This window comes from Aliarcobacter thereius LMG 24486, from assembly GCF_004214815.1.
GTDB lineage: Bacteria > Campylobacterota > Campylobacteria > Campylobacterales > Arcobacteraceae > Aliarcobacter > Aliarcobacter thereius.
The window spans coordinates 225,410-249,795 of record NZ_CP035926.1; the positions used below are offsets into that span (position 1 = coordinate 225,410).

The 24,386-nt window shown below is 26.5% G+C and carries 26 protein-coding genes; 16 read left to right on the top strand and 10 right to left on the bottom strand.

Going from position 1 to position 24,386, the window contains the following annotated elements:
• The first annotated feature begins 78 nt into the window (after positions 1-78).
• The 4 genes from ATH_RS01245 to ATH_RS01260 are packed head-to-tail and all read left to right on the top strand — an operon-like array spanning position 79 to position 4,410.
• Positions 79-708 carry a hypothetical protein gene (locus tag ATH_RS01245; protein ID WP_066182636.1) on the top strand — a complete coding sequence of 210 codons (630 nt, stop codon included), beginning with the start codon at positions 79-81 and terminating at the stop codon, positions 706-708.
• Position 709: 1 nt separating this feature from the next.
• Entirely contained in the window at positions 710-1,270 is a 561-nt protein-coding gene (locus ATH_RS01250; RefSeq protein ID WP_066182639.1) for a hypothetical protein, read from the top strand.
• Positions 1,260-3,605 (top strand): PD-(D/E)XK nuclease family protein, encoded by a 2,346-nt coding sequence (locus ATH_RS01255; RefSeq protein WP_066182644.1) that lies wholly within the window; start codon positions 1,260-1,262, stop codon positions 3,603-3,605. The genes ATH_RS01250 and ATH_RS01255 overlap by 11 nt, the downstream gene beginning before the upstream one ends.
• A 46-nt stretch (positions 3,606-3,651) precedes the next feature.
• Complete coding sequence (locus tag ATH_RS01260; protein WP_066182647.1) at positions 3,652-4,410, top strand: phosphatase PAP2 family protein; 759 nt, start codon at positions 3,652-3,654, stop codon at positions 4,408-4,410.
• Here ATH_RS01260 and ATH_RS01265 read toward each other — a convergent pair.
• The 7 genes from ATH_RS01265 to plsY form a co-directional block, all read right to left on the bottom strand.
• The gene (locus ATH_RS01265) at positions 4,388-4,816 is read right to left on the bottom strand and encodes a GNAT family N-acetyltransferase (protein WP_066182650.1); all 429 of its coding nucleotides are present in this window, start codon (positions 4,814-4,816) and stop codon (positions 4,388-4,390) included. The two genes, ATH_RS01260 and ATH_RS01265, sit on opposite strands and share 23 nt — an antisense overlap.
• Positions 4,817-4,821: 5 nt before the next feature.
• Positions 4,822-5,802 (bottom strand): DUF2156 domain-containing protein, encoded by a 981-nt coding sequence (locus ATH_RS01270; RefSeq protein ID WP_066182655.1) that lies wholly within the window; start codon positions 5,800-5,802, stop codon positions 4,822-4,824.
• A 135-nt stretch (positions 5,803-5,937) separates the two neighbouring features.
• A complete protein-coding gene (locus tag ATH_RS01275; protein ID WP_066182658.1) occupies positions 5,938-6,528 on the bottom strand; it encodes an outer membrane protein in 591 nt (196 codons plus the stop codon).
• Positions 6,529-6,591: 63 nt separating this feature from the next.
• A complete protein-coding gene (gene prfB / locus ATH_RS01280; protein WP_066182660.1) occupies positions 6,592-7,689 on the bottom strand; it encodes a peptide chain release factor 2 in 1,098 nt (365 codons plus the stop codon).
• Between the two features lie 32 nt (positions 7,690-7,721).
• A complete protein-coding gene (locus tag ATH_RS01285; RefSeq protein WP_066183280.1) occupies positions 7,722-8,303 on the bottom strand; it encodes a c-type cytochrome in 582 nt (193 codons plus the stop codon).
• Positions 8,304-8,316: 13 nt separating this feature from the next.
• A complete protein-coding gene (locus tag ATH_RS01290; protein WP_066182662.1) occupies positions 8,317-8,628 on the bottom strand; it encodes a dihydroneopterin aldolase in 312 nt (103 codons plus the stop codon).
• Positions 8,625-9,248, bottom strand: a complete 624-nt coding sequence (gene plsY / locus ATH_RS01295; RefSeq protein WP_066182665.1) for a glycerol-3-phosphate 1-O-acyltransferase PlsY — start codon at positions 9,246-9,248, stop codon at positions 8,625-8,627. The genes ATH_RS01290 and plsY overlap by 4 nt, the downstream gene beginning before the upstream one ends.
• 90 nt (positions 9,249-9,338) lie before the next feature.
• Between plsY and nadA the strand changes: the two genes are divergently transcribed.
• Genes nadA through ribD form a run of 12 tightly spaced genes read left to right on the top strand, consistent with a single transcriptional unit; the run spans position 9,339 to position 20,486 of the window.
• The gene (nadA, locus tag ATH_RS01300; protein ID WP_066182667.1) at positions 9,339-10,328 is read left to right on the top strand and encodes a quinolinate synthase NadA; all 990 of its coding nucleotides are present in this window, start codon (positions 9,339-9,341) and stop codon (positions 10,326-10,328) included.
• The gene (nadC, locus tag ATH_RS01305; protein ID WP_066182669.1) at positions 10,325-11,146 is read left to right on the top strand and encodes a carboxylating nicotinate-nucleotide diphosphorylase; all 822 of its coding nucleotides are present in this window, start codon (positions 10,325-10,327) and stop codon (positions 11,144-11,146) included. Before nadA ends, nadC begins: the two co-directional genes overlap by 4 nt.
• 7 nt (positions 11,147-11,153) lie before the next feature.
• Complete coding sequence (locus ATH_RS01310) at positions 11,154-12,140, top strand: DHH family phosphoesterase (RefSeq protein WP_066182673.1); 987 nt, start codon at positions 11,154-11,156, stop codon at positions 12,138-12,140.
• A complete protein-coding gene (locus ATH_RS01315) occupies positions 12,133-13,515 on the top strand; it encodes a M23 family metallopeptidase (protein ID WP_066182675.1) in 1,383 nt (460 codons plus the stop codon). Before ATH_RS01310 ends, ATH_RS01315 begins: the two co-directional genes overlap by 8 nt.
• Positions 13,512-14,417, top strand: a complete 906-nt coding sequence (gene lpxC, locus ATH_RS01320) for a UDP-3-O-acyl-N-acetylglucosamine deacetylase (RefSeq protein WP_066170129.1) — start codon at positions 13,512-13,514, stop codon at positions 14,415-14,417. Before ATH_RS01315 ends, lpxC begins: the two co-directional genes overlap by 4 nt.
• A 5-nt stretch (positions 14,418-14,422) precedes the next feature.
• Positions 14,423-14,875 carry a hypothetical protein gene (locus tag ATH_RS01325; RefSeq protein ID WP_066182677.1) on the top strand — a complete coding sequence of 151 codons (453 nt, stop codon included), beginning with the start codon at positions 14,423-14,425 and terminating at the stop codon, positions 14,873-14,875.
• A gap of 11 nt (positions 14,876-14,886) precedes the next feature.
• A complete protein-coding gene (gene thrB / locus ATH_RS01330) occupies positions 14,887-15,768 on the top strand; it encodes a homoserine kinase (protein WP_066182679.1) in 882 nt (293 codons plus the stop codon).
• Positions 15,769-15,801: 33 nt separating this feature from the next.
• On the top strand, positions 15,802-16,077 hold the full coding sequence (locus tag ATH_RS01335) for a DUF448 domain-containing protein (RefSeq protein ID WP_066182681.1): 276 nt from the start codon (positions 15,802-15,804) through the stop codon (positions 16,075-16,077).
• A complete protein-coding gene (infB, locus tag ATH_RS01340) occupies positions 16,067-18,658 on the top strand; it encodes a translation initiation factor IF-2 (RefSeq protein ID WP_066182684.1) in 2,592 nt (863 codons plus the stop codon). The genes ATH_RS01335 and infB overlap by 11 nt, the downstream gene beginning before the upstream one ends.
• Entirely contained in the window at positions 18,658-19,035 is a 378-nt protein-coding gene (gene rbfA, locus ATH_RS01345; protein ID WP_066182686.1) for a 30S ribosome-binding factor RbfA, read from the top strand. The genes infB and rbfA overlap by 1 nt, the downstream gene beginning before the upstream one ends.
• Positions 19,032-19,463 (top strand): ribosome maturation factor RimP, encoded by a 432-nt coding sequence (gene rimP / locus ATH_RS01350; protein WP_066182688.1) that lies wholly within the window; start codon positions 19,032-19,034, stop codon positions 19,461-19,463. The genes rbfA and rimP overlap by 4 nt, the downstream gene beginning before the upstream one ends.
• Before the next feature lie 9 nt (positions 19,464-19,472).
• Entirely contained in the window at positions 19,473-20,486 is a 1,014-nt protein-coding gene (gene ribD, locus ATH_RS01355; protein WP_066389983.1) for a bifunctional diaminohydroxyphosphoribosylaminopyrimidine deaminase/5-amino-6-(5-phosphoribosylamino)uracil reductase RibD, read from the top strand.
• A gap of 55 nt (positions 20,487-20,541) precedes the next feature.
• On the opposite strand, the gene efp is transcribed toward ribD, so the two are convergent.
• Genes efp through ATH_RS01370 form a run of 3 tightly spaced genes read right to left on the bottom strand, consistent with a single transcriptional unit; the run spans position 20,542 to position 24,369 of the window.
• Positions 20,542-21,105, bottom strand: coding sequence for an elongation factor P (efp, locus tag ATH_RS01360; RefSeq protein ID WP_066182693.1), 564 nt, complete (start codon positions 21,103-21,105; stop codon positions 20,542-20,544).
• A 9-nt stretch (positions 21,106-21,114) separates the two neighbouring features.
• Positions 21,115-22,701: a phosphoglycerate dehydrogenase gene (serA, locus tag ATH_RS01365; RefSeq protein WP_066182696.1), complete on the bottom strand. Its 1,587-nt coding sequence runs from the start codon at positions 22,699-22,701 to the stop codon at positions 21,115-21,117.
• Positions 22,702-22,713: 12 nt separating this feature from the next.
• Positions 22,714-24,369 carry a 30S ribosomal protein S1 gene (locus ATH_RS01370; RefSeq protein WP_066182700.1) on the bottom strand — a complete coding sequence of 552 codons (1,656 nt, stop codon included), beginning with the start codon at positions 24,367-24,369 and terminating at the stop codon, positions 22,714-22,716.
• Between the last annotated feature and the right edge of the window lie 17 nt (positions 24,370-24,386).

Below are 24,386 nucleotides of genomic sequence, written 5' to 3' on the forward strand. Positions count from 1 at the left end.
ACTATTTTACTAGTAGCTTCAGCTCTTCTAACAATCTATCTTTCATATTTTGATTCAACAAAAGTGTTTGTTGGTTAAATGAAAAATATAAAAAATTTAAAAGTAGGGGTGATTTTTTCACTTCTACTTTTTTTATACACAAATAGCTTTGCTCAAAACTATATAATTAATGATGGAAATTTAATAGATATAAGAGCCAAAGATAAGATAATAGAAATAGGTAATGAAGTAAAAAATAGATTAGGTATAAATATTTATGTTTATACAACATCAAACTTAGGTCTTGAAAAGAATATAAGTACAAAAGATAAAATTGAATATATTAAAATTCATGAAGAAAATATAATTAAAAATATTGAATCTCCTTATGTGTTAATGACTCTATCTTTAGAAGAGACACATGTAAATTTATATACAAGTGAAGAATTAAAAAAAATAATAGATAAAAATGATATACTAGATGATTATGTTGTGCCACTTTTAGCTTCAAAAGATAAAAATAGTACAGCGTCAAAAGTTAGTGCTGCTATACTAAATGGGTATGCAGCAATTGCAGATAAATTAGCAGAACAAAAAAATATTGAACTTGAAAGTAGTATTGGAAATCAAGGAAGAGTAGCTAGTACTATTTGGAGAGTTTTAATCTATTTTGTATTGCTTACTGCACTTTTTGCATATGTTTATGCAGTATTAAGAAAGAGAAAATAATATGAAAGAAAGAAACTATTGGCCACTATTTTTTATAGCGATATTTGCCTTTACTGTTTATATGATTATTTGGACAATAATACAAGCTATGAATGCACCAGTTATTGAAGATAGAAGCTTTATGCAAAAATATCAATATGTTGATGAAAATTATAATGATATAATGAATGCAAATATTGATTTCTTAGAGAAATATAAACTAGAACTAAATTTAAATGGAAAGATTTTTCCTCTTACAACAGAAGATATAAAATTTGGACAAAGAGTTATAGAAAAATATTCTCAACATAAAGATAATTTAAAAATAGGAGAAAATAGTATTCTTTTAACAGTTACGGAGATTAATACTCAAAAGACTATTCCTATTAATTTTGATATTCTTATTACAAAAACTATGACAAATGAGAATGATATTGATTTAAATTCTAAAGAATTTAAAGAAGATAATGGAGTTTATAGTTCAAATTTTATTATTTCTGAAAAAACAAACTGGATAATAACAGGAAAGATAAAAACAGAGGACAAAGAAGGTTATATTTTTATAAAGACAAATGCAAGATAAAAAAACACTATATGTCTTCCCTACAAGTAGATCTATAAGAGAGTTTATTTATGGTTTTAAAAACCAAAACACTCTCTTAGCATCTACAATAACTATTGATGAATTTCTAAAAAAATCTATAAGTATAAATGATTTCTCATATGAAACAAAAGAGCAAAGAGTAATAATATTAAATGAAGCTATAAAAGATATTGAACTTTCCAAATTGGGATTAAGTAAAAGCTTTGCTCAATTTTTAAAACAATATGATTATATTTATAGATTCTTTTTAGAATTAAGCAGTGAAGAAAAAGAGATAAAAGATATTTCAAGTGTTGATACATATCTATTTTATGAAGAACATTTAAAGATATTAGAAGAGATTTTAACAAAGTATAAAAAATTGTTAAAAGATAATAAGTTAGTAAATAAAATAAATTTTGATGAGTTTTTTGATATAAATATGAGTTTTATCAATAGGTTTGATAAAATTGAGATTAAATTTGAAGGATATTTTACTCAACAAGAGTTTAATATTATAAATAAAATATCAGAAAATATTCCACTTTTTATTAATTTTCATAAAAATAAATATAATACAAAATCATTAAAAATCTTTAAAAACATATATCAAGAATTTAAAGATGGATATAATTATAAAATTAATTTGAGCTCAAAGCAAATCTTAAAAGAAGAGCTAGATTCTAAAATAAAACCAAAAATAGAGATAAAAGGTTTTTCAAATAGATTAAATCAAATTCCTTATATAAAATCCACAATTGTAAAGCTTGTAAATAGTGGAGTAGAAGCTTCAAAGATTGTATTAGTTTTACCAAATGAGAACTTTGTAAAAAGTTTAGAGTTAAATGATGATGAAGAGTATTTTAACTTTGCAATGGGGAAAGATATTCTAAATACAAATATATACCAAAAAGTTTATGCAATATTTAATTATATATTAGAAGAAAATGATGAAAATATAGAATTTTTAAGTTTCTTAAAACTTGATAGGATATTTGTAAATAATAATATAAAATCAATCTGGAATAATATTTTAACAAAAGATAATTTTGATACTATAAGTGAGTTTATTAAAAAAGATGAAATAAATAAAGAATTAATTCAAAAATATGATGAATTAGTATATTCATTAAACTCTATATTTTTCTCAACTATAAATACATTGAGAGTAAAAGATGCTTTTAAAATATTTTTGCAAAATTTAGTAACTATTAAATTAGATGATGTAAATTCAGGAAAAATCACTGTAATGGGAGTTTTAGAAACAAGGTTAATAGAGTTTGATGCTGTTATTATATGTGATTTTAATGAAGAATTTGTACCAAAAATATCTACAAAAGATAAGTTTTTATCAACAAAAATCAAAAAACTAGCTGATTTACCTACAAAGAAAGATAGAGAAAATTTACAAAAATACTACTATAAAAGATTAATAGATAATTCAAAACAGTGTTTTATTTCATATTTTAATGGAAAAGATAGTTCAGTTTCAAGATTTGCATATGAATTATTTTCATATAAAGAAGAGAAGTTTTTTGATGAAGAGTATAAAGATATTTTATATAAAAGTAATAAATTAGAGTATATTGATGAGAAAATAGAGTTAAAATTAGATCTAAAGCAGTTTATTTGGTCAGCAAGTGCATTAAAAACTTTTTTAGATTGTAAAAGAAAATGGTATTTAAACTATATATTAAAATTAAAAGAGCATACAATTTCAAATATGCCAAAGAGTTTTGAGTTAGGAAATATTATTCATACAATTTTAGAAAATTACTATAAGAGTGATATAAGCAATATTGATGAGCTTTTTGAAAATTATAGAGCAAAAAACCCATTTTTAACACTTGAGCTTGAGATTTATAAAACAAAAATAAAAAGATTTATACAAGAAGATAAAGAGAGATTAAAAAGTAGATCTATTTTAGCTTTAGAGAGAAAGTTTGATATAGAGTTTAATAACTTTAAACTTCAAGGAATAATAGATAGAATTGATAAATATGAAGATAATTATGAATTGATTGATTATAAAACATCAAGAAATTTGAGTGTTGATACTATGAAAAACTATGATAAGAGTAAAGATTTTCAAATGTCTTTTTACTATTTAGCTGTAAGAGAACTATATAAAACAGAAAAAATAAAAGCTTATTTCTATGATATTTTTAATAATACTTTTGTTGAAGAAGAAGTGCTTTTAGAAAAAACTGATATATTAAAAACTATTTTAGATGAGTTAAAAGAGTTAAGTAAAGAGAAAATAGATTTTTCTAAAACCAATGATAAAAATTCTTGTGAATATTGCTCATATAAAACTATTTGTAATAGAAATTAGTAGATTTTATTTTGACATATAGTTTATAAAATAGTTAAGGATATATATGAATAAAGTTTCAGATTTTTTAAGTATAAATATTTCTGCTTTTAAACTAAAAAGAGTTTTAACTATATTTTTATTACTAATTTTAGTTCCAATTTTCTTCTATTTAATAGATTTTAAATACTCTACAAATATTAATGAATATCTTAATATATATTATCTTCTTTTTATAACAAATATAGCAAGTGTTCCTTTTGTATTGATTAGCTCATTGATATTTACAATAATATTACTTTTTATTTACAAAAGTAATATAAGAAATATGATTGCTTTAGCAATATTTGTAAATTTGATAGTTTTTAGCTCTCAAGGTATTGTTTTTTTCACAAAGCTTATAGTTAAAGAACCTAGACCTTATGTTGAAATTTTAGTTGAGAATAACTATTTAAAAAGTAGTGAAGAATTTTATATATTAGATAAAAATAAAAGAGTTGAATTAATTGATAATATGAATTTAGAAGCTATAAATATCTCATCTTGGCAAAAAGAACATTTTAAAAATGAAGTTGGATACTCTTTTCCTTCAGGACATACAGTTTTTATGGCAACTTGGATAATTTTACTTTTCTGCTTTTTATTGGAAAAAAGAAAATATTTTCTTGTTTCTTTTATCTATTTATTAGCTTTTAGTGTAGAACTTAGTAGATTACTACTTGGAATGCATTTTTGGCAAGATATATTTGCTTCTATTTGTATATCTCTTTTCACAGTTCTATTTTATGTACTTATAATAAAGTTTAGAATCTTAAAATCATTTTAAAAGCATCTTCACTATCTAAGTAGTATTTTTTTAGAATTTTGATTACTTTAAAGCCTAGTTTTATATAAATACTTTTTGCTCTTTCATTTGAAACTCTTACTTCTAAGCTTAGATTTTTATTATTTTTCTTTGCAAGTTCTATTGAATAATTAAGTAAATTTGTTGCTAAACCTTTATTTGAATGTTCTTTTGATACAGCTAATGAATATAGTCGTATTGTATTTTTATAATTAAAAAACATAAGATATGCACAAATTTCTTTTTCTTCTTCTATTAATATGATTTGCTTCTTTTTTGTATGATATTTAAAGTTAGCAAGACTCAAAGGCGAATCAAATTTAGTAAATACTTCATTCTCAATAGAAAATAACTTATCTAAATCTTCTAAATTGGCATATCTTAACATATAAATTACTTTTGATAAATTGTATATTTTGGTACAAGTTTATCAGGTCTATATGACATTTTTACTTTTTTTAAGTTTTCAAATCCCATATCATCACCAACATTTATATAAGAGCTATTAAACTCATCTTTTAGATATTTAGAAAACTCTCTAAAAATAAATTGAGCACAACCTAAAACTTCAAAGTCTGTTTTCTCAATAATCACGCTTGAAGTGTGATCATTTATCTTTTCTCCAACAGTAAATCCTTTTAATTCATCATCAATAAAGATAACAATACCTACAATATCAAGCTTATCATATTCATTTAAAATCTTTTTTATAGCAAATCTTTCAAAATAAATACCATCCATAAATATTTCAACTTCTTCTTTTGGCATATACTTTGTTCTATCGCTAACCCATTTATTAAAAAGATTCATAATTAAAGAAGAGTGAATAGATGTATCTAAAACCTCAATTCTGAAATTTGGATAAGCTTTTTTAAATCTATTTATCTCATTTCTTTTTGATTTATAAGCATCACCTTTTAACTCAATTAAATCATCAATTTTATATATATAATCCACAAGCTTTTTTTCAATTAGAAAATCTTCTAAAGCTTCAAAAATAAGTGTTCCTTCTTCAAGATGATTTACAAATCCTTCAAGCATCTCTTCATGCACATACTCAATTTTTGAGTAAAACTTATTACTATTATTTTCATTCATTATTTCAAAGCATTTAAAAATTGCTTTGTGAACATTCTCTTTTTTACCTAAAGGAGGTAAAAGCATAGATAGTTCTCCACCACTTAAAACAAAAAAGCAGAAAGTATCTTCAATGATACTATAAAAACCACTTACAGAACTAAGCCAAATATAATTTTGTGCAAAAGTATAATCACTTAAATCTACATTTATCTCTCTTAAATACTTTTTCATTTGCTCTTTTGCTTTAATATCAAATTGCAAAAGTGATATATTGTTTATTGTCAAAGTTGACAAGATTGAACTCCTTGAATATTTTGCGAATTATACTACTATTTTTGATTTTTGCAGTTGATAAAATAAGAAAAAATGATTTTTGTATAAAGTGCTATTTCTAGGCACTTTATAAAGATAATATTATAAGAAATATTATTAGAATTTTAGGTTTAGACCAATATATGGTTTAATACTATTTTGTGAAGTTTCAAATTCATAAGTATATAAAGCATCATGAAATTTTTCCCATTCTTTATAATTATAATCCAAGCCTACAAATAAAGTTAATTTATCAGTTGTTTTTACATCAATACCTGCACCTAAAGTTAACGAAAGCGCAGAAATATCTTTATTAGCAGTTATTTGATTATTTAATTTCATATTTGCAATCCCAATACCTAATTTCACAAAAGGATATAAATTGTTTGCAATTTTATCTTTTTTTATCCATTCTAAACCAAATTCATTTTGAACTTGATTTTCTGTTACAAGTTTTAAATCTTCATTGCTAAATTTTGTACGTTCATAATAAACTTGTAGATAATAATTATCGCTTAAATCAAGACCTAAAACAGCTTTTACAGCATCTCCAGAATCAGAAAAGTTATCTTTATCTCCATAATGATCTTCAATCCCAAAATGAGATAAATCAACACCATATTGTAAACCTAAATAAACATTATTATCTGCATATAAACTAGAAGATAATAATGTTGCACATATAAAACTAATAATCTTTTTTTTCATCTTTTCCCCTGTAAAATAATAAAAAAGATAATAACTAAAGAGTAATAAAAATTACATAAAATATTATTCTATATTTGTAGCTATTAAAACATCTTCCATCATTTTTGTAATATCTCCATCCAAAATTGCATCTACATTTGAATATCCAATGTTACTTCTACTATCTTTTACTTGTTGATATGGTTGTAAAACATAAGAACGAATTTGATGTCCCCAACCATTTTCACTCTTATCTCCACTATTTTTACTATCCCTTTGTTTTTCAAGTTCAAGTTCATATAGTTTTGATTTTAGCATTTTGAATGCACTATCTTTATTTTTATGTTGAGATCTATCATTTTGACACTGAACAACAATTCCACTTGGAATATGAGTTATTCTTATAGCACTCTCTGTTTTATTTACGTGTTGTCCACCAGCACCACTTGCTCTATATGTATCAATTCTAATATCTTTATCTTCTATTACAATATCAATATTATCATCAATTTCAGGACTCACCATAACAGAAGTAAAAGATGTATGTCTTTTTGCATTTGAATCAAATGGAGAGATTCTTACAAGTCTGTGAATACCATTTTCAGTTTTTAAATAACCATAGGCATTTTCGCCTCTTATTATAAAACTCACATCTTTTATCCCAGCTTCATCTCCAGCTTGATAATCTAGTACTTCAACTTTAAAATCATTTCTTTCAGCCCATCTTAAATACATTCTATACAAAATACTAGCCCAATCTTGAGACTCTGTTCCACCAGCTCCTGGATGAATTGTAACAATTGCATTTGAAGCATCATCAGGATTTGAAAGCATTACAGATATTTCAGTTGATTTGATTAAATCCTCTAAATCTTCTGCTTCTTCATATAATAGTTCAAAAGTGTCATCATCTTTTTCACTTGTTGCAAGTTCATAAAGTTCATTTGTACCATTTAATGATTCAAATGCTTTATTAAATTTATTTAATTTACCTAAAATTCTATTTTTCTCAATACCTATTTTTGTTGCATTTTCAACATCATTCCAAAAGTCTTGATTGGATTCTAGTTCTATAATTTCATCCAATCTTTTTTTCAGTTCTTTTGGTTTCAAAATACCTTCAATATTTTTTAATTTTGTGTTTAATAGTTTTAAAAGTTCTGAGTATTCGTAAGCATCCATTTGCTTTTTTTCCTTATTTATAAATTAATTTATTATTTTAAACTATCTAAATATTTCTTTATATCTTTTATTAAACTATCATTTAGATGATTTATATGTATAGGTGCAAAAACTGAGTTTGCTTTATCATTAGTTCCTAAAATATAATCTTTGAAGCCTTCAATCATTTTATCTTCACTTAAGATATTTAATTTTGAACCACCTTTAGATATTTCACCTTTTTCTCCATGACAATTCTTACATTGAGCTATATATAGTTTTTTTGCTTTTTCAAAAGATTCTTGCTCTTTTTCTATTTTCTTTTTATCTTCTTGTTCTTTTGTTGTTGCTAAAATTGTGGCTTCTAACTCTGATTGAGATATTTTGTTATTGTTTTCTTTATTGTCTTTTTTTAATACATATATAAAATTAGAGCCAGAAATCTTTATATCTGAAACACTCCAACCACCCTTTTTCATATCATTTAGTGAGTATTTACCAGCACACTCTCCACCATCTAAAGGAGTTGATTCTATTGTTGTAAGAGATTTATGATTCTCTTTAAAACACATTGTTGTATTTGCAAATAAATAAGTATTTAGCAATAAAATTGAGCTTAATAAGATTTTTTTCAAGTTTTTTCCTTTGTTATAAAGATAAAGATACAATACAATCTTTTAAAATATCTGGTTTTGATATTTTAAGTTTTAGGTTTTTTATACTATATTTTTCATAAAGTAAAGAGCTAATATCTTTTATTGCATCTTCAAGAAGATAATATTTTTTATTTTTCATAGTAGTTTTTATGAGTTTAGAAACTTCAGCATAATTTATAAACTCATCATTCCTAAAATCATACTCAAAGCTTAAATCTACAACGACTTTTTGTTTTTTTTCTCTTTCAAAATCCAAAATACCAATTATGGATTTGAAAGTAAGTTTTTTTATAGAGATTTTCATACTACTTTTTTTTCTTGACCTTTAAGAAGTCTTACAATATTTGGAATATGTTTATAAAAAACTATAAAAGCGATTAAGTACATAGGAACATTTGAACCTATATTTAATCCATCATATATAAAATTTGCACTTATAAGAAGAGCAATTAAGGCTATTAATGAAGATAAAGAAGAGATTTTTAAAACTTTTGCACAAATAGCCCAAACAATTGCAGCAATTATTGTTGAAATTGGAATTAAAACAATATATGCACCAAGTCCAGTTGCAACACCTTTCCCACCTTCAAGACCAAGAAAAATCGAGTAGCAGTGACCTAAAACACCTAAAACAGCAATCATCCAAAGTGTTTCATTACTTAAGTCAAATGCCATTGCAATAAGTAAAATAAAAGTTACTTTTATAGCATCCAAAATAACTGTTGCAAGACCAAGTTTCTTTGCAAGTTTTGGGTCTTTCTCTTTTACAACTCTTAAAACATTTGTAGCTCCAATACTTTTGCTACCACTTTGTTTTATATCAACACCTGCAAAAACTTTCGCTAAAATTAATCCAAAAGGAACTGAACCTAGAAGATATGCAAGAATATAAAAAATTATATTTTGATTTGTTAAAAAATCCATCAAATACCTTTTCTATTTTTTAAATTAAATGTGATTATAACTAAAATTTTGATATATTCTCACTTAATAAAAATTTATGAGGTAATATTATTGAATTACAAAGAAGAGATTATAAAACTAAAAAGTGAACTCGATGTTGTTTTAGTAGCTCATCATTACCAAAGAGATGAAGTATATGATTTAGCTGATATCAAAGGTGATAGCCTTGAACTTGCTAGAAAAGTAATTGAGTGTGATAATAAATTTGTTGTTTTTTGTGGTGTAGGATTTATGGGAGAAAGTGCAAAAATTCTAAACCCTGCAAAAAGAATTTTAATGCCAAGAATTGCATGTTGTGCAATGGCTAGAATGATTGATGAAGGCTATTTTGAAGAGAATTTAAAAAAGATAAATGAAGCTGGAATCAAAAATGAAGATATATTGCCAATAACTTATATAAACTCAAGTGCAAGAGTAAAAGCCAGAGTTGGAATGATGGGTGGAGTTGTATGTACATCGTCAAATGCTTATAAAATAATTAAAAAAGGTTTAGAAAGCGGGAAAAAAATATTTTTTGTTCCAGATAGATGTTTAGGACAAAATTTTGCAAAATCTTTAAATTTAAAGTCTGCTGTTGTTGGAGATGGAAGTGATTTAAATGAAGCTGATATTATTTGCTATAACGGATTTTGTAGTGTGCACCAACAGTTTAATATTGATGATATTGATTTTTATAGAGAAAAATATCCAGGAATTTTGGTAGCTGTTCATCCTGAATGTGATCCAAAAGTTTGTGATAAAGCTGATTTTGTAGGTTCAACTTCTGAACTTATTAAATATATAAAAGAGTTACCAGTTGAGCAAAAAGTTGTTGTTGGGACAGAGTTTAATATGGTAAATAGGTTAAGAGATAAAAATACTTATATTTTAAGTTCTACAAAACCAGAGTGTCCTACTATGAATGAGACAACTTTAGAGCATGTTTATATGACTTTAAAGTCAATAAAAGATGATAAAATTAGTGCATTAAATGAAATTAATGTAGATGAAGAAACAGTAAAATGGGCAAAAATAGCACTTCAAAGGATGTTTGAAATATGATACATATAAAAAAATTTGTTAAATATGCGATAAATGAAGATAATGGAAGGGGGGATCTTTTTTATGATATCGCACCTGAAGGTAAATTTACTTCAAGAATTATTTCAAAAAGTGATGGTGTTTTAGCTGGAGTTAAATATGCTGAGATTTTGGCTCAAACAGAAAAAATAAAAATTGAATTCTTAAAAAAAGATGGTGAAAGAATTTATAAAGGCGATGTTCTTGCAACTTTAGAGGGAAGAGCATCAAAACTACTTTCAAGCGAAAGAACTTTTTTAAATATGCTTCAACATGCAAGTGGAATTGCAACAATGGCTAGTAGGTTTGCAAAAAAACTTGAAAACTATAATGTTGTTTTACTTGATACTAGAAAAACAAGACCACATTTAAGAGATTTTGAAAAATATGCTAGTAGAATTGGTGGAGCTATAAATCACAGATTAGGTCTAGATGATTGTTTAATGCTAAAAGATACTCACTTAAGAACAATAGTAGATTTAAAAGAGTTTATAAAAAAAGCTAGAAAAAGAATATCTTGGGTTACAAAAATTGAAATCGAGTGTGAAACTTTTGAACAAGTTGAAAAAGCAATGGAAGCTGGAGCTGATATTATTATGTGTGATAATATGGATTATGTAGGGATAAGAGAAGTTGTAGCATATAGAAATGAGAAATATCCACATATTTTGTTAGAAGCTAGTGGAAATATAAATCTTGATACGATACAAGAGTATGCTAGTACAGGAGTAGATGCTGTTAGTAGTGGAAGTATAATTCATCAAGCAACTTGGCTCGATTTTTCTATGAGAGTTGATTGATTAAAATATGATAAGTGATTTTACTCTAAAAAACCAAGTTGATACAAATAAATTTTTAGAGGCTTTGGAACTAATAAAAAAAAGTAGATATATTTTATTAATAACTCATGTAAATCCAGATCCAGATTCTATTGGATCTGCATTAGCAATATCTAATCTTCTTTTTGAAAATAAAATTAAACATAAAGTTTATAATATTAGTTCAGACTTACCACAAAGTTTAGATTTTTTAAATAGATTTGAGAAGATGACAAATGTTTTACCAGCTTTTTTTGATTTAGCAATAAGTTTTGATTGTGGAACATATAAAAGATTAGGGTTTGAACTTGATAAGAGTATTCCTCTTATAAATTTTGATCATCATGCATCAAATGAAAATTTTGGGGATGTAAATATAGTTGATCCATATAAAAGTAGTACAGCTGAACTTGTATTTGATTTTTTTAAATATAATGGATTAAATATATCAAAAAATAGTGCAGAAGCCCTATATGTTGGGATTTATGATGATACATTGGCTTTTTCACTTCCAAGATGTGATCAAGAAACATTTAAAAAGATAAATTTTTTAGTTGAAAGTGGAGCAAATCCTTCATATATTACAAATAAACTTTTAAGAAGAGATTCTTTGGCAAAATATAGAATCATTCCAAAAGTTCTTGATAGTTTATCTTTATATAATGAAGGTAAAATAGCTTCAATTATTGCTATAAAAGAGTGGTTTGAACAAACAGGAGCACATGCTAGAGATTGTGAAGATGCACTTGATATGATTATGAGTATTGGTGTTGTTGAAATTGCATTTTTCATAAGATATATAAATGATAAATGCAGAATTTCCTTAAGATCAAAAGGAAAAATTAATGTATCAAAAATAGCTTCAATCTTTGATGGTGGTGGACATTTTAATGCTGCTGGATGTACTATTGAAACAAATGATGTGGAAGAAGCTAAAAATCTATTATTAAAGGAAATTAAAAAATATTATGCGTAAAAAAAGTTATTTAAAATATATTATTACAATTATTTTGTTTTTGTTTATGGCTATTGGAATCTATGTATTCTTTTTTGGAAAAAGTAAACCAGAAATCTATTTTCAACAAGAAGAACAAGAGTCAAAAATATATTGGAATTTAAAAAAAGAGCTTACAGTTGATATTGTTAGTAGTAGAAAAATTGCAAGTTTTGAAGCAAATTTAAATATAAAAGAGAGTGGTGAAAAAATATCACTTGATAGTAAATTATTAAATGAAGATTCAATATCAGGAATTTATACATATTTAATTTTTCCAGCAAAAGGAAATAAACAAAATATAAAAACAGCAGAACTTCAAATTGAAGTACAAGATGATAATAAAATTAATCATCTTTTAAATGAAAAATCTATGAAAAGTATAGATATCGTTATTGATAAAGTAGCACCAAAGGTTGAAATACTTTCAAACTCTTATTCAATAAAACAAGGTGGTAGTGCTATTTTAGTTGTAAAAGTAGAAGATGAAAACTTAAAAGATTACTTTGTTACATTCAATGATGAGGTTGTTTTTGAGCTTTTTCCTTTTGAAAAAGAGGGATATTTTGTATCAATAGTGACTTGGCCAATTGATATAAAAGATTTTAAAGGAATAAATATAGATAGTATTGATAAAGCAGGAAATAAGACAATACAACGGGTTCCATTTTATATTCAATCTTTTAATGAAAAAATTGATAAATTAAAAATAAGTGATAATTTTATTCATAGTGTTTCAAAAAATGTTTTAGAGATGAGCAATTTGGATATTCCATCAACTCCTGAAGAAATTTTTATAAAAACGAATAGTGAATTAAGAAATATAAATTTAAAAACTATTAGAAATGTTGTGATTGAAAACTTTAATAATTCTCAAAATGAATTTGATATAAAACCATTTATTAGAATGAAAGGTGCGAAAACTTTTGCAAGATTTGGAGAGAGAAGACATTATTATTATAATGATGTAAAAATAGATGAAGCTTGGCACTTAGGAATGGATTGGGCAAGTATAAAACATGCAAATATTTATGTTTCAAATAAAGGAAAGGTTATTTTTAAAGATTATTTGGGAATTTATGGAGAAAGTATAGTTATAGATCATGGTTTAGGATTAGCATCTTTATATGCGCATACAAGTAGTCAAAATGTATCTTTAGGAGATATTGTTGAAGCTGGAACACATATTGCAAATACTGGTTCAACAGGAGCAGTTTTTGGAGATCATTTACATTTTGGAATATTAATTCAAGGAATTGAAGCAAATCCAAATGAGTGGTTAGATGCAAAGTGGATTGATGAAAATATAATAAATATAATATATAATGCTAAAGAGAAAATAAAAGGTGCAAAATGAAACAAAGAACATTAGGAAAAAGTGTTGAAATAGTTGGAATAGGACTTCATAAAGGCGTACCTGTAAAAATGAGGTTAGAGCCACTACCAGAAGATAGTGGGATTATAATTTATAGAAGTGATGCAGGAGTTACAATACCTTTAAAAAAAGAGTTTGTTGTAGATACAAAAATGGCAACAGTTTTAGGAAAAGATGGAGTTATAGTTTCAACTATTGAACATCTTTTATCTGCTATTTATGCATATGGAATTGATAATTTAAGAATTGTATTAGATAATGATGAAATACCAATTCTAGATGGAAGTGCTGCTGGTTATTGTATGTTGATTGAAGAAGCAAATGTAATAGAACAAGATAAACCAAAAAAAGCTATAAAAATTAAAAAAGAGGTAGTTGTAACAACTGAAGATGGGAAAAGAGTATCTCTAAAACCATCAAATAAAATCGTATATGATTTTGAAATAAAATTTAACCATCCAGCAATTGGAGAGCAAAAATTTCATTTTGATTACTCAATAGAAGAATACAAAGATAGTATTAGCAAAGCCAGAACTTTTGGTTTTTTACATGAAGTTCAATACTTAAGAAGTATTGGTTTAGCACTTGGTGGTTCAATGGAAAATGCTATTGTTTTAGATGAAACAAAGATTTTAAATCCTGAAGGTTTAAGATATGATGATGAATTTGTAAGACATAAAATTCTTGATGCAATTGGAGATATGGCTCTTTTAGAGTATACAATGATTGGTGAATATGAGGCTGTTGCAGGAAGTCATCATTTAAATCATCTTTTGACAAAAAAACTTTATGAAGATCCAGAAAATTATGAAATAATTGATCTAGAAGAGGCAAAAGAAGAAGCAAATACATTTGAACTTGCGTATTCAAAACAGATGAGCTAAATATTTTGATTGAAATTTTAGTAATAACAATATCTAATCCTCTTTTAGTAGGTATCTATAAAGATAAAGAGTTGGTAAAAGAGTACCAAATAGATGGTTTGACTTCTGAGGTTTTACCTATATTTTTTAAAAATATTTTAGAAGAGTATGATATAAAAAGAGTAAGTTATGTTAATACACCTGGTTCATTTATGTCTATAAAAATAGCTTATATATTTCTAAAAACAATATGTATGATTAAAAATATTGAATTTTTGGCTATTGATGGATTTAAATTTAATGAAAATTCTCCAATAAAAGCACTTGGTAAAAAGTACTTTATAAATACAAAAGATGGACTTAAAGTAGATTTTTTAGAAAAAGGTTGTAGAATCTCGGATTTTAAATTATTAAAGAATCTTAAAGATATAGATTTTTCAGAAGATACTTTACCAATATATAATTTACCAGCAGTATAAAAGGAGAATATTTGAGAGTAAGCGTTCCAGCAACTAGCGCAAATTTAGGGCCAGGATTTGATTGTTTAGGTTTAGCATTGAATTTAAAAAATCAAGTAATAATAAGACCATCAAAATTTCATAGTGTATCATTAAAAGGAGAGGGTTCAAATAATCCTGTATTAAAAGACAATAATATGTTTGTATCAATTTTTAATGATTTTTACAATAATTTAACACAAAAAAGAAGATTTTTTAGATTTGAATTTTTTAATGAAATTCCATTATCAAGAGGCTTAGGTAGTTCATCAGCAGTTATTGTTTCAGCAATTGCAAGTGCTTATGCAATAGAAGGAATTAAATTAGAAAAAGAGAAAATTTTGAATTTGGCTTTAGCTTATGAAAATCATCCAGATAATATAACACCAGCTGTTATGGGTGGTTTTAATGTAGCAACAGTTCAAGAAAATGAAGTTAAATTTATAAATAAATCAATGCCAAGAGGCTTAAAAGCAGTTGTTGTTATACCAAATAGATCAATTTCAACTCAATTGTCACGAAAAGCATTACCTTTTAAATATTCAAAAGAAGATGCCGTATTTAATCTATCTTACTCATCTTTATTAACAGCTGCATTTATGAGTGAAAACTGGGATATGTTAAAACATGCTTCACAAGATATGTTTCACCAAAAATATAGAATGAAATTAATGCCAGAACTTTTTGAAGTTCAAAAAACAGCTTTACAAAAAGGTGCTTTGATGAGCACATTATCTGGCTCTGGTTCTACAATGTTAAATTTATGTTCAAATGAAGATAGTGTTGCTTTGGCAGAAAGATTGAAAGAAAAGTTCCCTCATTTTAGGGTATTGTGCTTGGATTTTGATAATTCTGGTGTAAAAGTAGAATTATAAAAATTAAATTTTAAGAAAAACTGGATATAATATTTGGCTAATTCAAAAAAAATCTTAAGAACTTGTGTTTTTTGTAGAGAAAAACTTGAGCAAAAAGAGCTCTTGAGATTTATATATCAAAATGAAAGATTGTCATTTTATAACAATCTTGGCAGAAGCTTTTATCTATGCAGAATATGTATTTTAAAGCTAAAAGAAGAGCTTACTGTAAAAGATAGTAAGAGAATAGAAAAAGTACTTCAAAAAGAGTGCAAAAGTAAACAAAACCATGTTAATCAACTTAAGGAGATTTTATTAGATGTCAGATAAAGTAAAAGTGTTTGAGATTGCAGAAGAAGCAGGTTCAAATAGTGCTGAAATAATGCAAAAAGCAAAAGAATTAGGAATAGAACTAAAAACAGCACAAGCGAGTGTATCATTTGAAGATGCAGAAGAAATTATGCAATATATTCTTACTGGAAAAAGTAAAAGAATAAAAGAAGAGATTGTTACACCTAAAAAAGTAAAAAAAGAAGAGCCAAAAATTGAGAATAAAGTTGAGGCTAAAAAAGAAGAAATAGCAAAAGAAGAAATTAAAAAAGAGATCAAAGAATCAAAAACTAATATAAATAATGAGCAAGATAATATTGTTAAAGTTATGCCAAAAAGAAAAGGTTTAGTTATTATCAAGAAAAGAAGAGATAGTGAATTAGATAGTAAAACAGTTGAAAAAGATTTAACAGTTAATAAAAAAATTCAAAAACCTTTAAGTGAAATTTTCAATGATGATAAGATTGGTCAAGATAGAATAGTAAAAGTTGATAGACAAGTAGCAAATCAACAAGCAAAAATTAAAAAAGATAGAAAAAAGACTCCAATAAAAGCTCAAGAACATGGTAAAAAAATTGAAGTACTAAAAGAAAATAATGAGTTTAGAAGTAGTGATGATTCTTTATTAGGTGAAGAAGTTGTGCTTTTTGATATGGATTTATCTGATACATATAAGGTTTTTGATGAGCCAAAGCCTGTAAATACTACAAATCATTCAAGAAGTTCAAAACCAGCAGCATTTGGAAATGCACCAACTGGTCTTCAAAGAGGAAAGAGAAAGAAAAGAGTTGTAAGAACTCAAGAGAAAGCAGAAGTTACATCGGTTGTTATTCCAGAAGATATAAGAGTTTATGAGTTTGCAGAAGCTTGTCAAAAAACACCAGCAGAAGTTATCAAAGTTCTATTTAGTTTAGGAATGATGGTTACAAAAAATGATTTTTTAAAGCAAGATGAGTTAGAAATTCTTGGTGAAGAGTTTGGAATTGAAGTAACTGTTAAGGATGCTTTAGAAGATGTAAATTATGAAGAGAGTTATGATGAAGAGATTGATACAAGTTCATTTGTAACAAGACCTCCAGTTGTAACAATAATGGGTCACGTTGATCATGGTAAAACTTCACTTTTAGATAAAATAAGAAGCTCAAAAATTGCATCAGGTGAAGCAGGTGGAATCACACAACACATTGCATCTTATACAATTACAAAAAATGGGCAAAAAATTACATTTGTAGATACACCAGGTCACGAAGCATTCTCATCTATGAGAACAAGAGGTGCAAATGTAACAGATATTATAATCATAGTTGTTGCAGCTGATGATGGAGTGAAAACACAAACTGAAGAGGTTATTTCACATGCAAAAGCTAGTGGTTGCCCAATTATTGTTGCTATGAATAAAATGGATAAAGAAACAGCAAATCCTGATATGGTAAAAGCTCAAATGGCTGAAAAAGGTATGACACCAGTTGATTGGGGTGGAGATATTGAATTTATTGGAGTTTCTGCTAGAACAGGAGATGGAATAGATGATTTATTAGAAAATATACTTCTTCAAGCAGAAATTTTAGAACTTAAAGCTGACCCTGATGCAAAAGCAAAAGCGACAGTTATAGAATCAAGTTTAGAAAAAGGAAGAGGTCCTGTTGCAAATATTATTGTTCAAAATGGTATTTTAAGAATAGGGGATAATATTGTTTGTGATACAACATTTGGAAGAGTAAAAGCTATTACAAATGATGTTGGAGAGAGTGTAAAAGAGTTAGGACTTAGTGAAACAGGTACTATCTTAGGATTACACGAAGTTCCAAGTACAGGTTCAAGTATGGTAGCTATGGATAGTGAAAAAGAAGTTCGTGATATTGCTACAACAAGAGCTGAACATTCAAGATTAAAAGAGTTATCTAAATCTACAAAAGTTTCACTTGAAGAGATGAGTGGTCTTATAGCAGAAGGTAGAATAAAACAGCTTCCAGTAATTATAAAAGCTGATGTTGGTGGAACCCTTGAAGCTATTAAAGGTTCTTTAGAAAAAATAGCAAATGATGAAGTAAAAGTAAAAGTAGTTCATTCAGCAGTTGGTGGAATTACAGAATCAGATATTGTTTTAGCAAGTGCTAGTGAAGGTTGTATAATTTTAGGATTTAATGTAAGACCAACAGGAGCTGTTAAAGCTAAAGCAAAAACAGATGGTGTTGAAATTAAAACATACTCAATAATTTATGATCTACTTGATGATGTTAAAGATGCATTATCAGGAATGATGACAGCTGTTATTAGAGAAGAGAATACTGGACAAGCAGAAGTTAGAGATACATTTGTTGTACCAAAAATTGGAACAGTTGCTGGATGTTTGGTTACAGATGGAAAAGTAATTAGAGGTGGACATGCAAGAATCATTAGAGATGGTGTTGTAACATATACTGGAAAAATATCATCATTAAAAAGATTTAAAGATGATGCTAAAGAAGTTGCAAATGGTTATGAATGTGGAATTATGTTTGAAAAATTCAATGATATAAAAGTTGGAGATTTTATTGAAACATTTATTCAAATAGAAGAAAAAGTTTCAATAGAGGATTAATGAAAAGTATAAATCTTCAAAGAACTGAATCTCTTTTGATGGAGCTAATACCACAAGCTCTATCTTCTTTAAATAATGCAAGTATTAACTCTTTGGCAATTACAGGTGTTAATTGTAAAAAAGGTAAATATGATGCTACTGTTTATTTTGATGGAAGTGATTTTGATAATAAAGAGATAAAAGAGATTATAAGCTCTTTAAATAAAGCAAATGGAAGAATAAAAAGTGAAGTTTTATCTGCTACTGGATGGTATAAATGTCCAAATTTTAAATTTGAAGTTGATACATCTCTTGAAAAATCTAAACAAATTGAAGATCTATTTGCAAAAATAAAAAAAAATAAAAAAGATACTACAATTGAAAGTGATGAAGAATGAATTTAGAAGAACAAATTAAAGTAATAGTTGAAAATAGTGGTTTAAAGCTTTATGATATTGTAAAACTAAAAGAGAATAATAAGGATATTTTTAGAGTAGTTGTAAGTTCTAAAGATGGTGTAAATTTGGATAAATGTGCAGAAATTTCAAGGCTTATCTCACCTTTACTTGATGTTGAAGATCCAATATATGGGAAATATTTTTTAGAAGTTAGCTCTCCTGGAATTGAAAGAAAATTAAGAAAAACTGAGCATTTTATAGCAAGTATTGGTGAACTTGTAAGAGTAAAAACAAATGGACTTGCAGTTTATGAAGGTGAATTAGTAGAAGCAAATGAAGATAAAATTTCTATAAAATTTGAAGATGATGAGATAGAAATTTTTGAATATAGTGATATTTTAAGCGCTTCGACTTACTATAAGTGGTAAAAAACCAAGATGAAAATTGATGACAATTTCTTTATGAAATTAGCCATTGATGAGGCTTGGAAATATCAACTTTTAACTTATCCAAATCCAGCTGTGGGAGCTGTAATTGTAAAAAATGGGCAGATATTAGCTATTGAAGCTCATAAAGAAGCTGGAACACCACATGCTGAGATAAATGCACTTAAAACAGCTTTTCTTACAGAAGATAAAAACTCCTTATTAAAAACTTTAACAAATAGTAGTGAAATACATGATTTTTTGATTAAAAATCATAATGGATTCTTTTATGATTGTGAAATATATACAACACTTGAACCCTGTAATCATATAGGTAAAACACCATCTTGTGCAAACTTACTATCTATTTTGAAATTAAAAAGAGTAATTATTGGTTCTTACGATACAAATAAAGTTGCAAGTTGTGGAATAAGAACATTAGAAGATGCAAATATAAAAGTAAGCACAAAAGTTTTAGAAAAAGAGTGTGATAATATTTTAATTCCATTTAAAGCTTGGCAGAATAAAACTTGTATATTTTTTAAAATGGCACAAACACTAAATGGAATGATTGATGGTGCCGTTTCTAGCCAAAGAGCAAAGTTATATGTTCATATGTTAAGAGATAAGATTGATTTGCTTATGATAGGTGGAAATAGTGTTAGAATTGATAAACCAATACTTGATTCAAGATATGTAAGAGGAAAAAATCCTGATATTATGATATATAGTAAAACTAAGGATTTTAATCAAAATATAGCTTTGTTTAAAGTTCCAAATAGAAAAGTAATAATTAGTGAAGATCTGTTTAAATTACTTGATTATAAGTTTGTAATGGTTGAGGGTGTTTATAAGCTTTTAGATATTTTAAAAGATAAAATAGATTTCTTAGTTCTTATAGTTTCTCCAAAAATAAGAGCTGGAACAAATACTACAAATAATTTAAATATAGATTATGAAATACTCCATGAAAATTATTTAGGAGATGAAAAGATAGTTTTTCTTAAAAAAAGAATTAATATATAAAAAAGGCTTAAAGAGTAAAACTTTAAGCCATATTAGAAAAAGTCAAAAAATTAATTTATTTAACTTTTTCTAGGTATTCACCTGTTCTTGTATCAACTTTTATAACTTCACCTTCTAATATATGAAAAGGAATTTGTACAACAGCACCTGATTCTAAAGTAGCAGGTTTTCTTCCACCTTGAGAATCACCTTTAAAGTTTGGTGGAGTATCTACAATTTTAAGCTCAACAACCATTGGTGGTTCAACAGTGATTGCTTTTCCATTGAAATACATCATATCAACTTGCATTCCATCAATAATCCAATCTTTAGCTTCACCAACTTGTTCGTAAGTTAAACCTTCTTGTTCATAAGTTGCAACATCCATAAATTGTAAAAGTTCACCATCGTCATATAAAAACTGCATTTGTTTTTGTTGTAAATCGGGAGTTTCACATTTATCACCAGCATGAAAAGTTTTCTCTATTGTTTTTCCATTTATAAAAGATTTTATTTTTGCTCTAACAAAAGCTGCACCTTTTCCTGGTTTTACATGTTGGTATTCAACAATTTTATATGGTATACCTTCAACTTGTATTTTAAGACCTTTTTTTAATTCGCTCATTCCTATACTTGCCATTTTCTCTCCTTAAATTTCTGCATAAGCAACAGCTATACTAGCCTCAAGATTATCTAAATCTTCGATAACCTTTGAATTTGCTTTTTCATCAATTAAAATAACTGCTAATGCATGATCATTTTTACCTCTACTTAATCTAAAGTCAGAGATATTTATATTGTTTTTAGCTAATATAGAACCAACTTGTCCTACAACACCTGGAATATCTTTGTTTTTCATAATAATCATTTTACCTTTTGGTTCAATGTCTAAAACAAAATCATCTAGTTTAACAACTCTTTGAATATTATCTTCAAAAACTGTACCAGAGATAGATTTTACACCATTTGCTGTTGTAATTTTTATTGTAACTCTATTTTTATATCCACTATTATTTGTAATAGTTTTTGTACTTAAATCTATACCTTTTTCATTTGCTATGAAGTTTGCGTTAACATAGTTTACACTAAGACCTGTACTAACACTTAAAACTCCAACACTAGCAAAAGTTTGTAAAGAATCAACATATTCACTTAAATCACCTTCAGCACTAACTTCAACTGCTCTAATTTGACTTTTACTAATTTGAGCAAGTAGAAATGCCATTTTTTGTGTAAGTTCAATATATGGTTTTACAAATGCAGGTATTTTACTCTCATCAATTGGAAGATTTAAAGCATTTGGATAAGATATTCCTCTTGCACTCTCAATTGCATTATTTGCACTTTGAATAGAAATTTCTCTTTGAGATTCTTTTGTATTTGCACCAAGATGTGCTGTAACAGTAACATTTGGTAAATCTAAAAGTGGATGAGAAGTTGCTGGTTCTTTTTTGAATACATCTATTCCAGCCATTGCAATTTTCCCAGATTTTAGGTTTTCTACAAGAGCTTCTTCATTATATAATCCACCTCTTGCACAATTTATTAATACAACTCCATCTTTCATCTTTTTAATTTCATCAAAACTAATCATATCAATAGTTTCTTTGTTTTTTGGCGTGTGGATTGTAATAATATCACAAGCTAAAATATCTTCAAAGTTTGTTGTATATTTAATTCCTAAATCAGTTGCTTTTGTACTTGAAATATAAGGGTCATATGTAATAACATCCATTTCAAAAGCTTTGGCTCTTAATGCAACTCTATGTCCAATATTTCCAAAACCAATTACACCTAGTTTTTTACCATAAAGTTCATTTCCATACCAATCTTCTCTTTTCCAAACTCTCTCTTCTTTTAGTTGATTGTGTGCATATGGAAATTTTCTAAGGCAAGATAACATATGAGCCATAGTAAGTTCAACAGCAGCAATAGTATTTGCTGTTGGTACGTTCATTGCTATAATTCCTCTTTTGCTACAACCATCTATGTCAACATTATCATAACCAACACCAGCTCTGATAATTGCTTTTAAATTTGTTGCTGCATTTAAGAATTTTTCATCAACATCAGTTGAAGATCTTGTTATTGCTACATCAGCATTTTTTATAATATCTAATAATTTTACTTTATCAATATCTGCAGCATAAACATAGTTTATATCTTCAGTGTTTTGTAAAATATTTAATCCTGCATCATGGATATGGTCACAAACTACAATTGTATATTTACTCATTTTAAAAAATTCCTACTTTTTGAATTGATCTTTTATAGCATCACCTAAAGTCATAGATATATCATCATTAACAGATTTTAACATCTCTCTTTCTTGTTGTTGTTCTAATCTTTTAATAGATAATCTAACTCTATTTCTTTTTGTATCAATATTTATAACAACAGCTTCAAGTTCATCACCAATTTTTACTTCTTCAGCATTTAATGGACCGAAATCTTCTGTTCTAATAAGACCATCAAGATTATTTTCAAGTTTAATAAATACACCGAAATCTTTTTTATCTTTTACATTTCCTTTCACTATATCACCTAGTTTATAATTGTCTTGAAATTTCTTTGCAGGAGATTCAGCTATTTCTTTAATTGAAAGTGAAATGTTTTCTTTCTCTTTATCAATTTTAATAATTTTAACTTCTACTTCATCACCTTTTTTGAAGATATTTTTACATTTTGTATTTGTTTCCCAAGAAGCTTCTTCATTGTGTAAAAGACCATCAACATCACCTAAAGTAATAAATGCACCAAATTCAGTTAATGTAGAGATTTTACCTTTTAAAATATCTCCAACTTTATTTGTTTTTACAAATTTATTAAATGGTTTTTCTTGAAGATTTTTTAATGAAACTCTTAATCTTTTTTTATCAATATCAAGTTCAATAACTTCAACATTTATTTCATCACCAATAGTTAAACTCTCTTTTGGGTTTTTAATATTTTTATTCCATGAAAGTTCAGAAATATGTAAAAGTCCTTCAATATCATTTCCTAAATCAACAAAAGCTCCATAAGATTCAAAATTAGAAACAGTTACTGTAATTGTATCTCCAACTTCTAATTTATCTTTAATCTCTTCCCAAGGATTAGATAAAGCAGCTTTAATAGATAAGCTTAAGTGTTGTTTTGTTTTATCATAAGATAAAACTACAACAGAAACAGTGTCTCCTTCATTGTAGTAGTTTGCAGGATTTACAGGACCTTTATAAGAGATTTCATTGTAGTTTACAAGTCCATCAACTCCACCTAAATCAACAAACATACCATAAGAAGTGATTTTTTTAACAACTCCATTTACAGGTTCATTGTTCTCTAAAATTTTAGCAACTTTATCATCTTTTAATGATTTGTTCTCTTCAATTAATTTTTTTCTAGAGATAATAATTGAACCTTGGTTTTTATTTACTTTTATTACTTTAGCTTTTACACTTTTTCCAAGTGCACCAATAGTTTTCATAAAAGATTGAGCTAATGGCATAAAGTATTCACAACCATTTTCATCTTCAACTGTGAAACCACCTCTTTGTTTAACAGCTACAACTTTTCCTTCAACAATAATATCTTCAAAATTTTCACCATGAGTTGCTATAAAATCATTAAATTTAGCTCTTTGTAAAACTTTTTTATGAGAGATATTAGGTCTTTCACCTCTATTTCCCATAAGCATAACAGAGATTGTATCTCCTACTTTATATTTTACTTCACCATTCTCTTTAATTTCATCTAAAGATAAAAGACCTTCTATCTTTTGACCAACATCAACTAAAACTCTATCATCATTTATTTCAACAATTATACCATCAACTACAGAGTTATTCTCTGCTTGTTCAAAAGACTCGTTTAATAATTGTTCAAAATCAAAGTCTTCACCTAAATCTATATCTTCCATATGCATATTGTACCTTCTTGTTT

Coding starts and splice junctions, on each gene's coding strand:
- ATH_RS01245 (WP_066182636.1), top strand. CDS start 79: ATGAAAAATATAAAAAATTTAAAAGTAGGGGTGATTTTTTCACTTCTA.
- ATH_RS01250 (WP_066182639.1), top strand. CDS start 710: ATGAAAGAAAGAAACTATTGGCCACTATTTTTTATAGCGATATTTGCC.
- ATH_RS01255 (WP_066182644.1), top strand. CDS start 1,260: ATGCAAGATAAAAAAACACTATATGTCTTCCCTACAAGTAGATCTATA.
- ATH_RS01260 (WP_066182647.1), top strand. CDS start 3,652: ATGAATAAAGTTTCAGATTTTTTAAGTATAAATATTTCTGCTTTTAAA.
- ATH_RS01265 (WP_066182650.1), bottom strand. CDS start 4,816: ATGTTAAGATATGCCAATTTAGAAGATTTAGATAAGTTATTTTCTATT.
- ATH_RS01275 (WP_066182658.1), bottom strand. CDS start 6,528: ATGAAAAAAAAGATTATTAGTTTTATATGTGCAACATTATTATCTTCT.
- prfB (WP_066182660.1), bottom strand. CDS start 7,689: ATGGATGCTTACGAATACTCAGAACTTTTAAAACTATTAAACACAAAA.
- ATH_RS01290 (WP_066182662.1), bottom strand. CDS start 8,628: ATGAAAATCTCTATAAAAAAACTTACTTTCAAATCCATAATTGGTATT.
- plsY (WP_066182665.1), bottom strand. CDS start 9,248: ATGGATTTTTTAACAAATCAAAATATAATTTTTTATATTCTTGCATAT.
- nadC (WP_066182669.1), top strand. CDS start 10,325: ATGATACATATAAAAAAATTTGTTAAATATGCGATAAATGAAGATAAT.
- ATH_RS01310 (WP_066182673.1), top strand. CDS start 11,154: ATGATAAGTGATTTTACTCTAAAAAACCAAGTTGATACAAATAAATTT.
- ATH_RS01315 (WP_066182675.1), top strand. CDS start 12,133: ATGCGTAAAAAAAGTTATTTAAAATATATTATTACAATTATTTTGTTT.
- lpxC (WP_066170129.1), top strand. CDS start 13,512: ATGAAACAAAGAACATTAGGAAAAAGTGTTGAAATAGTTGGAATAGGA.
- infB (WP_066182684.1), top strand. CDS start 16,067: ATGTCAGATAAAGTAAAAGTGTTTGAGATTGCAGAAGAAGCAGGTTCA.
- rbfA (WP_066182686.1), top strand. CDS start 18,658: ATGAAAAGTATAAATCTTCAAAGAACTGAATCTCTTTTGATGGAGCTA.
- rimP (WP_066182688.1), top strand. CDS start 19,032: ATGAATTTAGAAGAACAAATTAAAGTAATAGTTGAAAATAGTGGTTTA.
- ribD (WP_066389983.1), top strand. CDS start 19,473: ATGAAAATTGATGACAATTTCTTTATGAAATTAGCCATTGATGAGGCT.
- efp (WP_066182693.1), bottom strand. CDS start 21,105: ATGGCAAGTATAGGAATGAGCGAATTAAAAAAAGGTCTTAAAATACAA.
- serA (WP_066182696.1), bottom strand. CDS start 22,701: ATGAGTAAATATACAATTGTAGTTTGTGACCATATCCATGATGCAGGA.
- ATH_RS01370 (WP_066182700.1), bottom strand. CDS start 24,369: ATGCATATGGAAGATATAGATTTAGGTGAAGACTTTGATTTTGAACAA.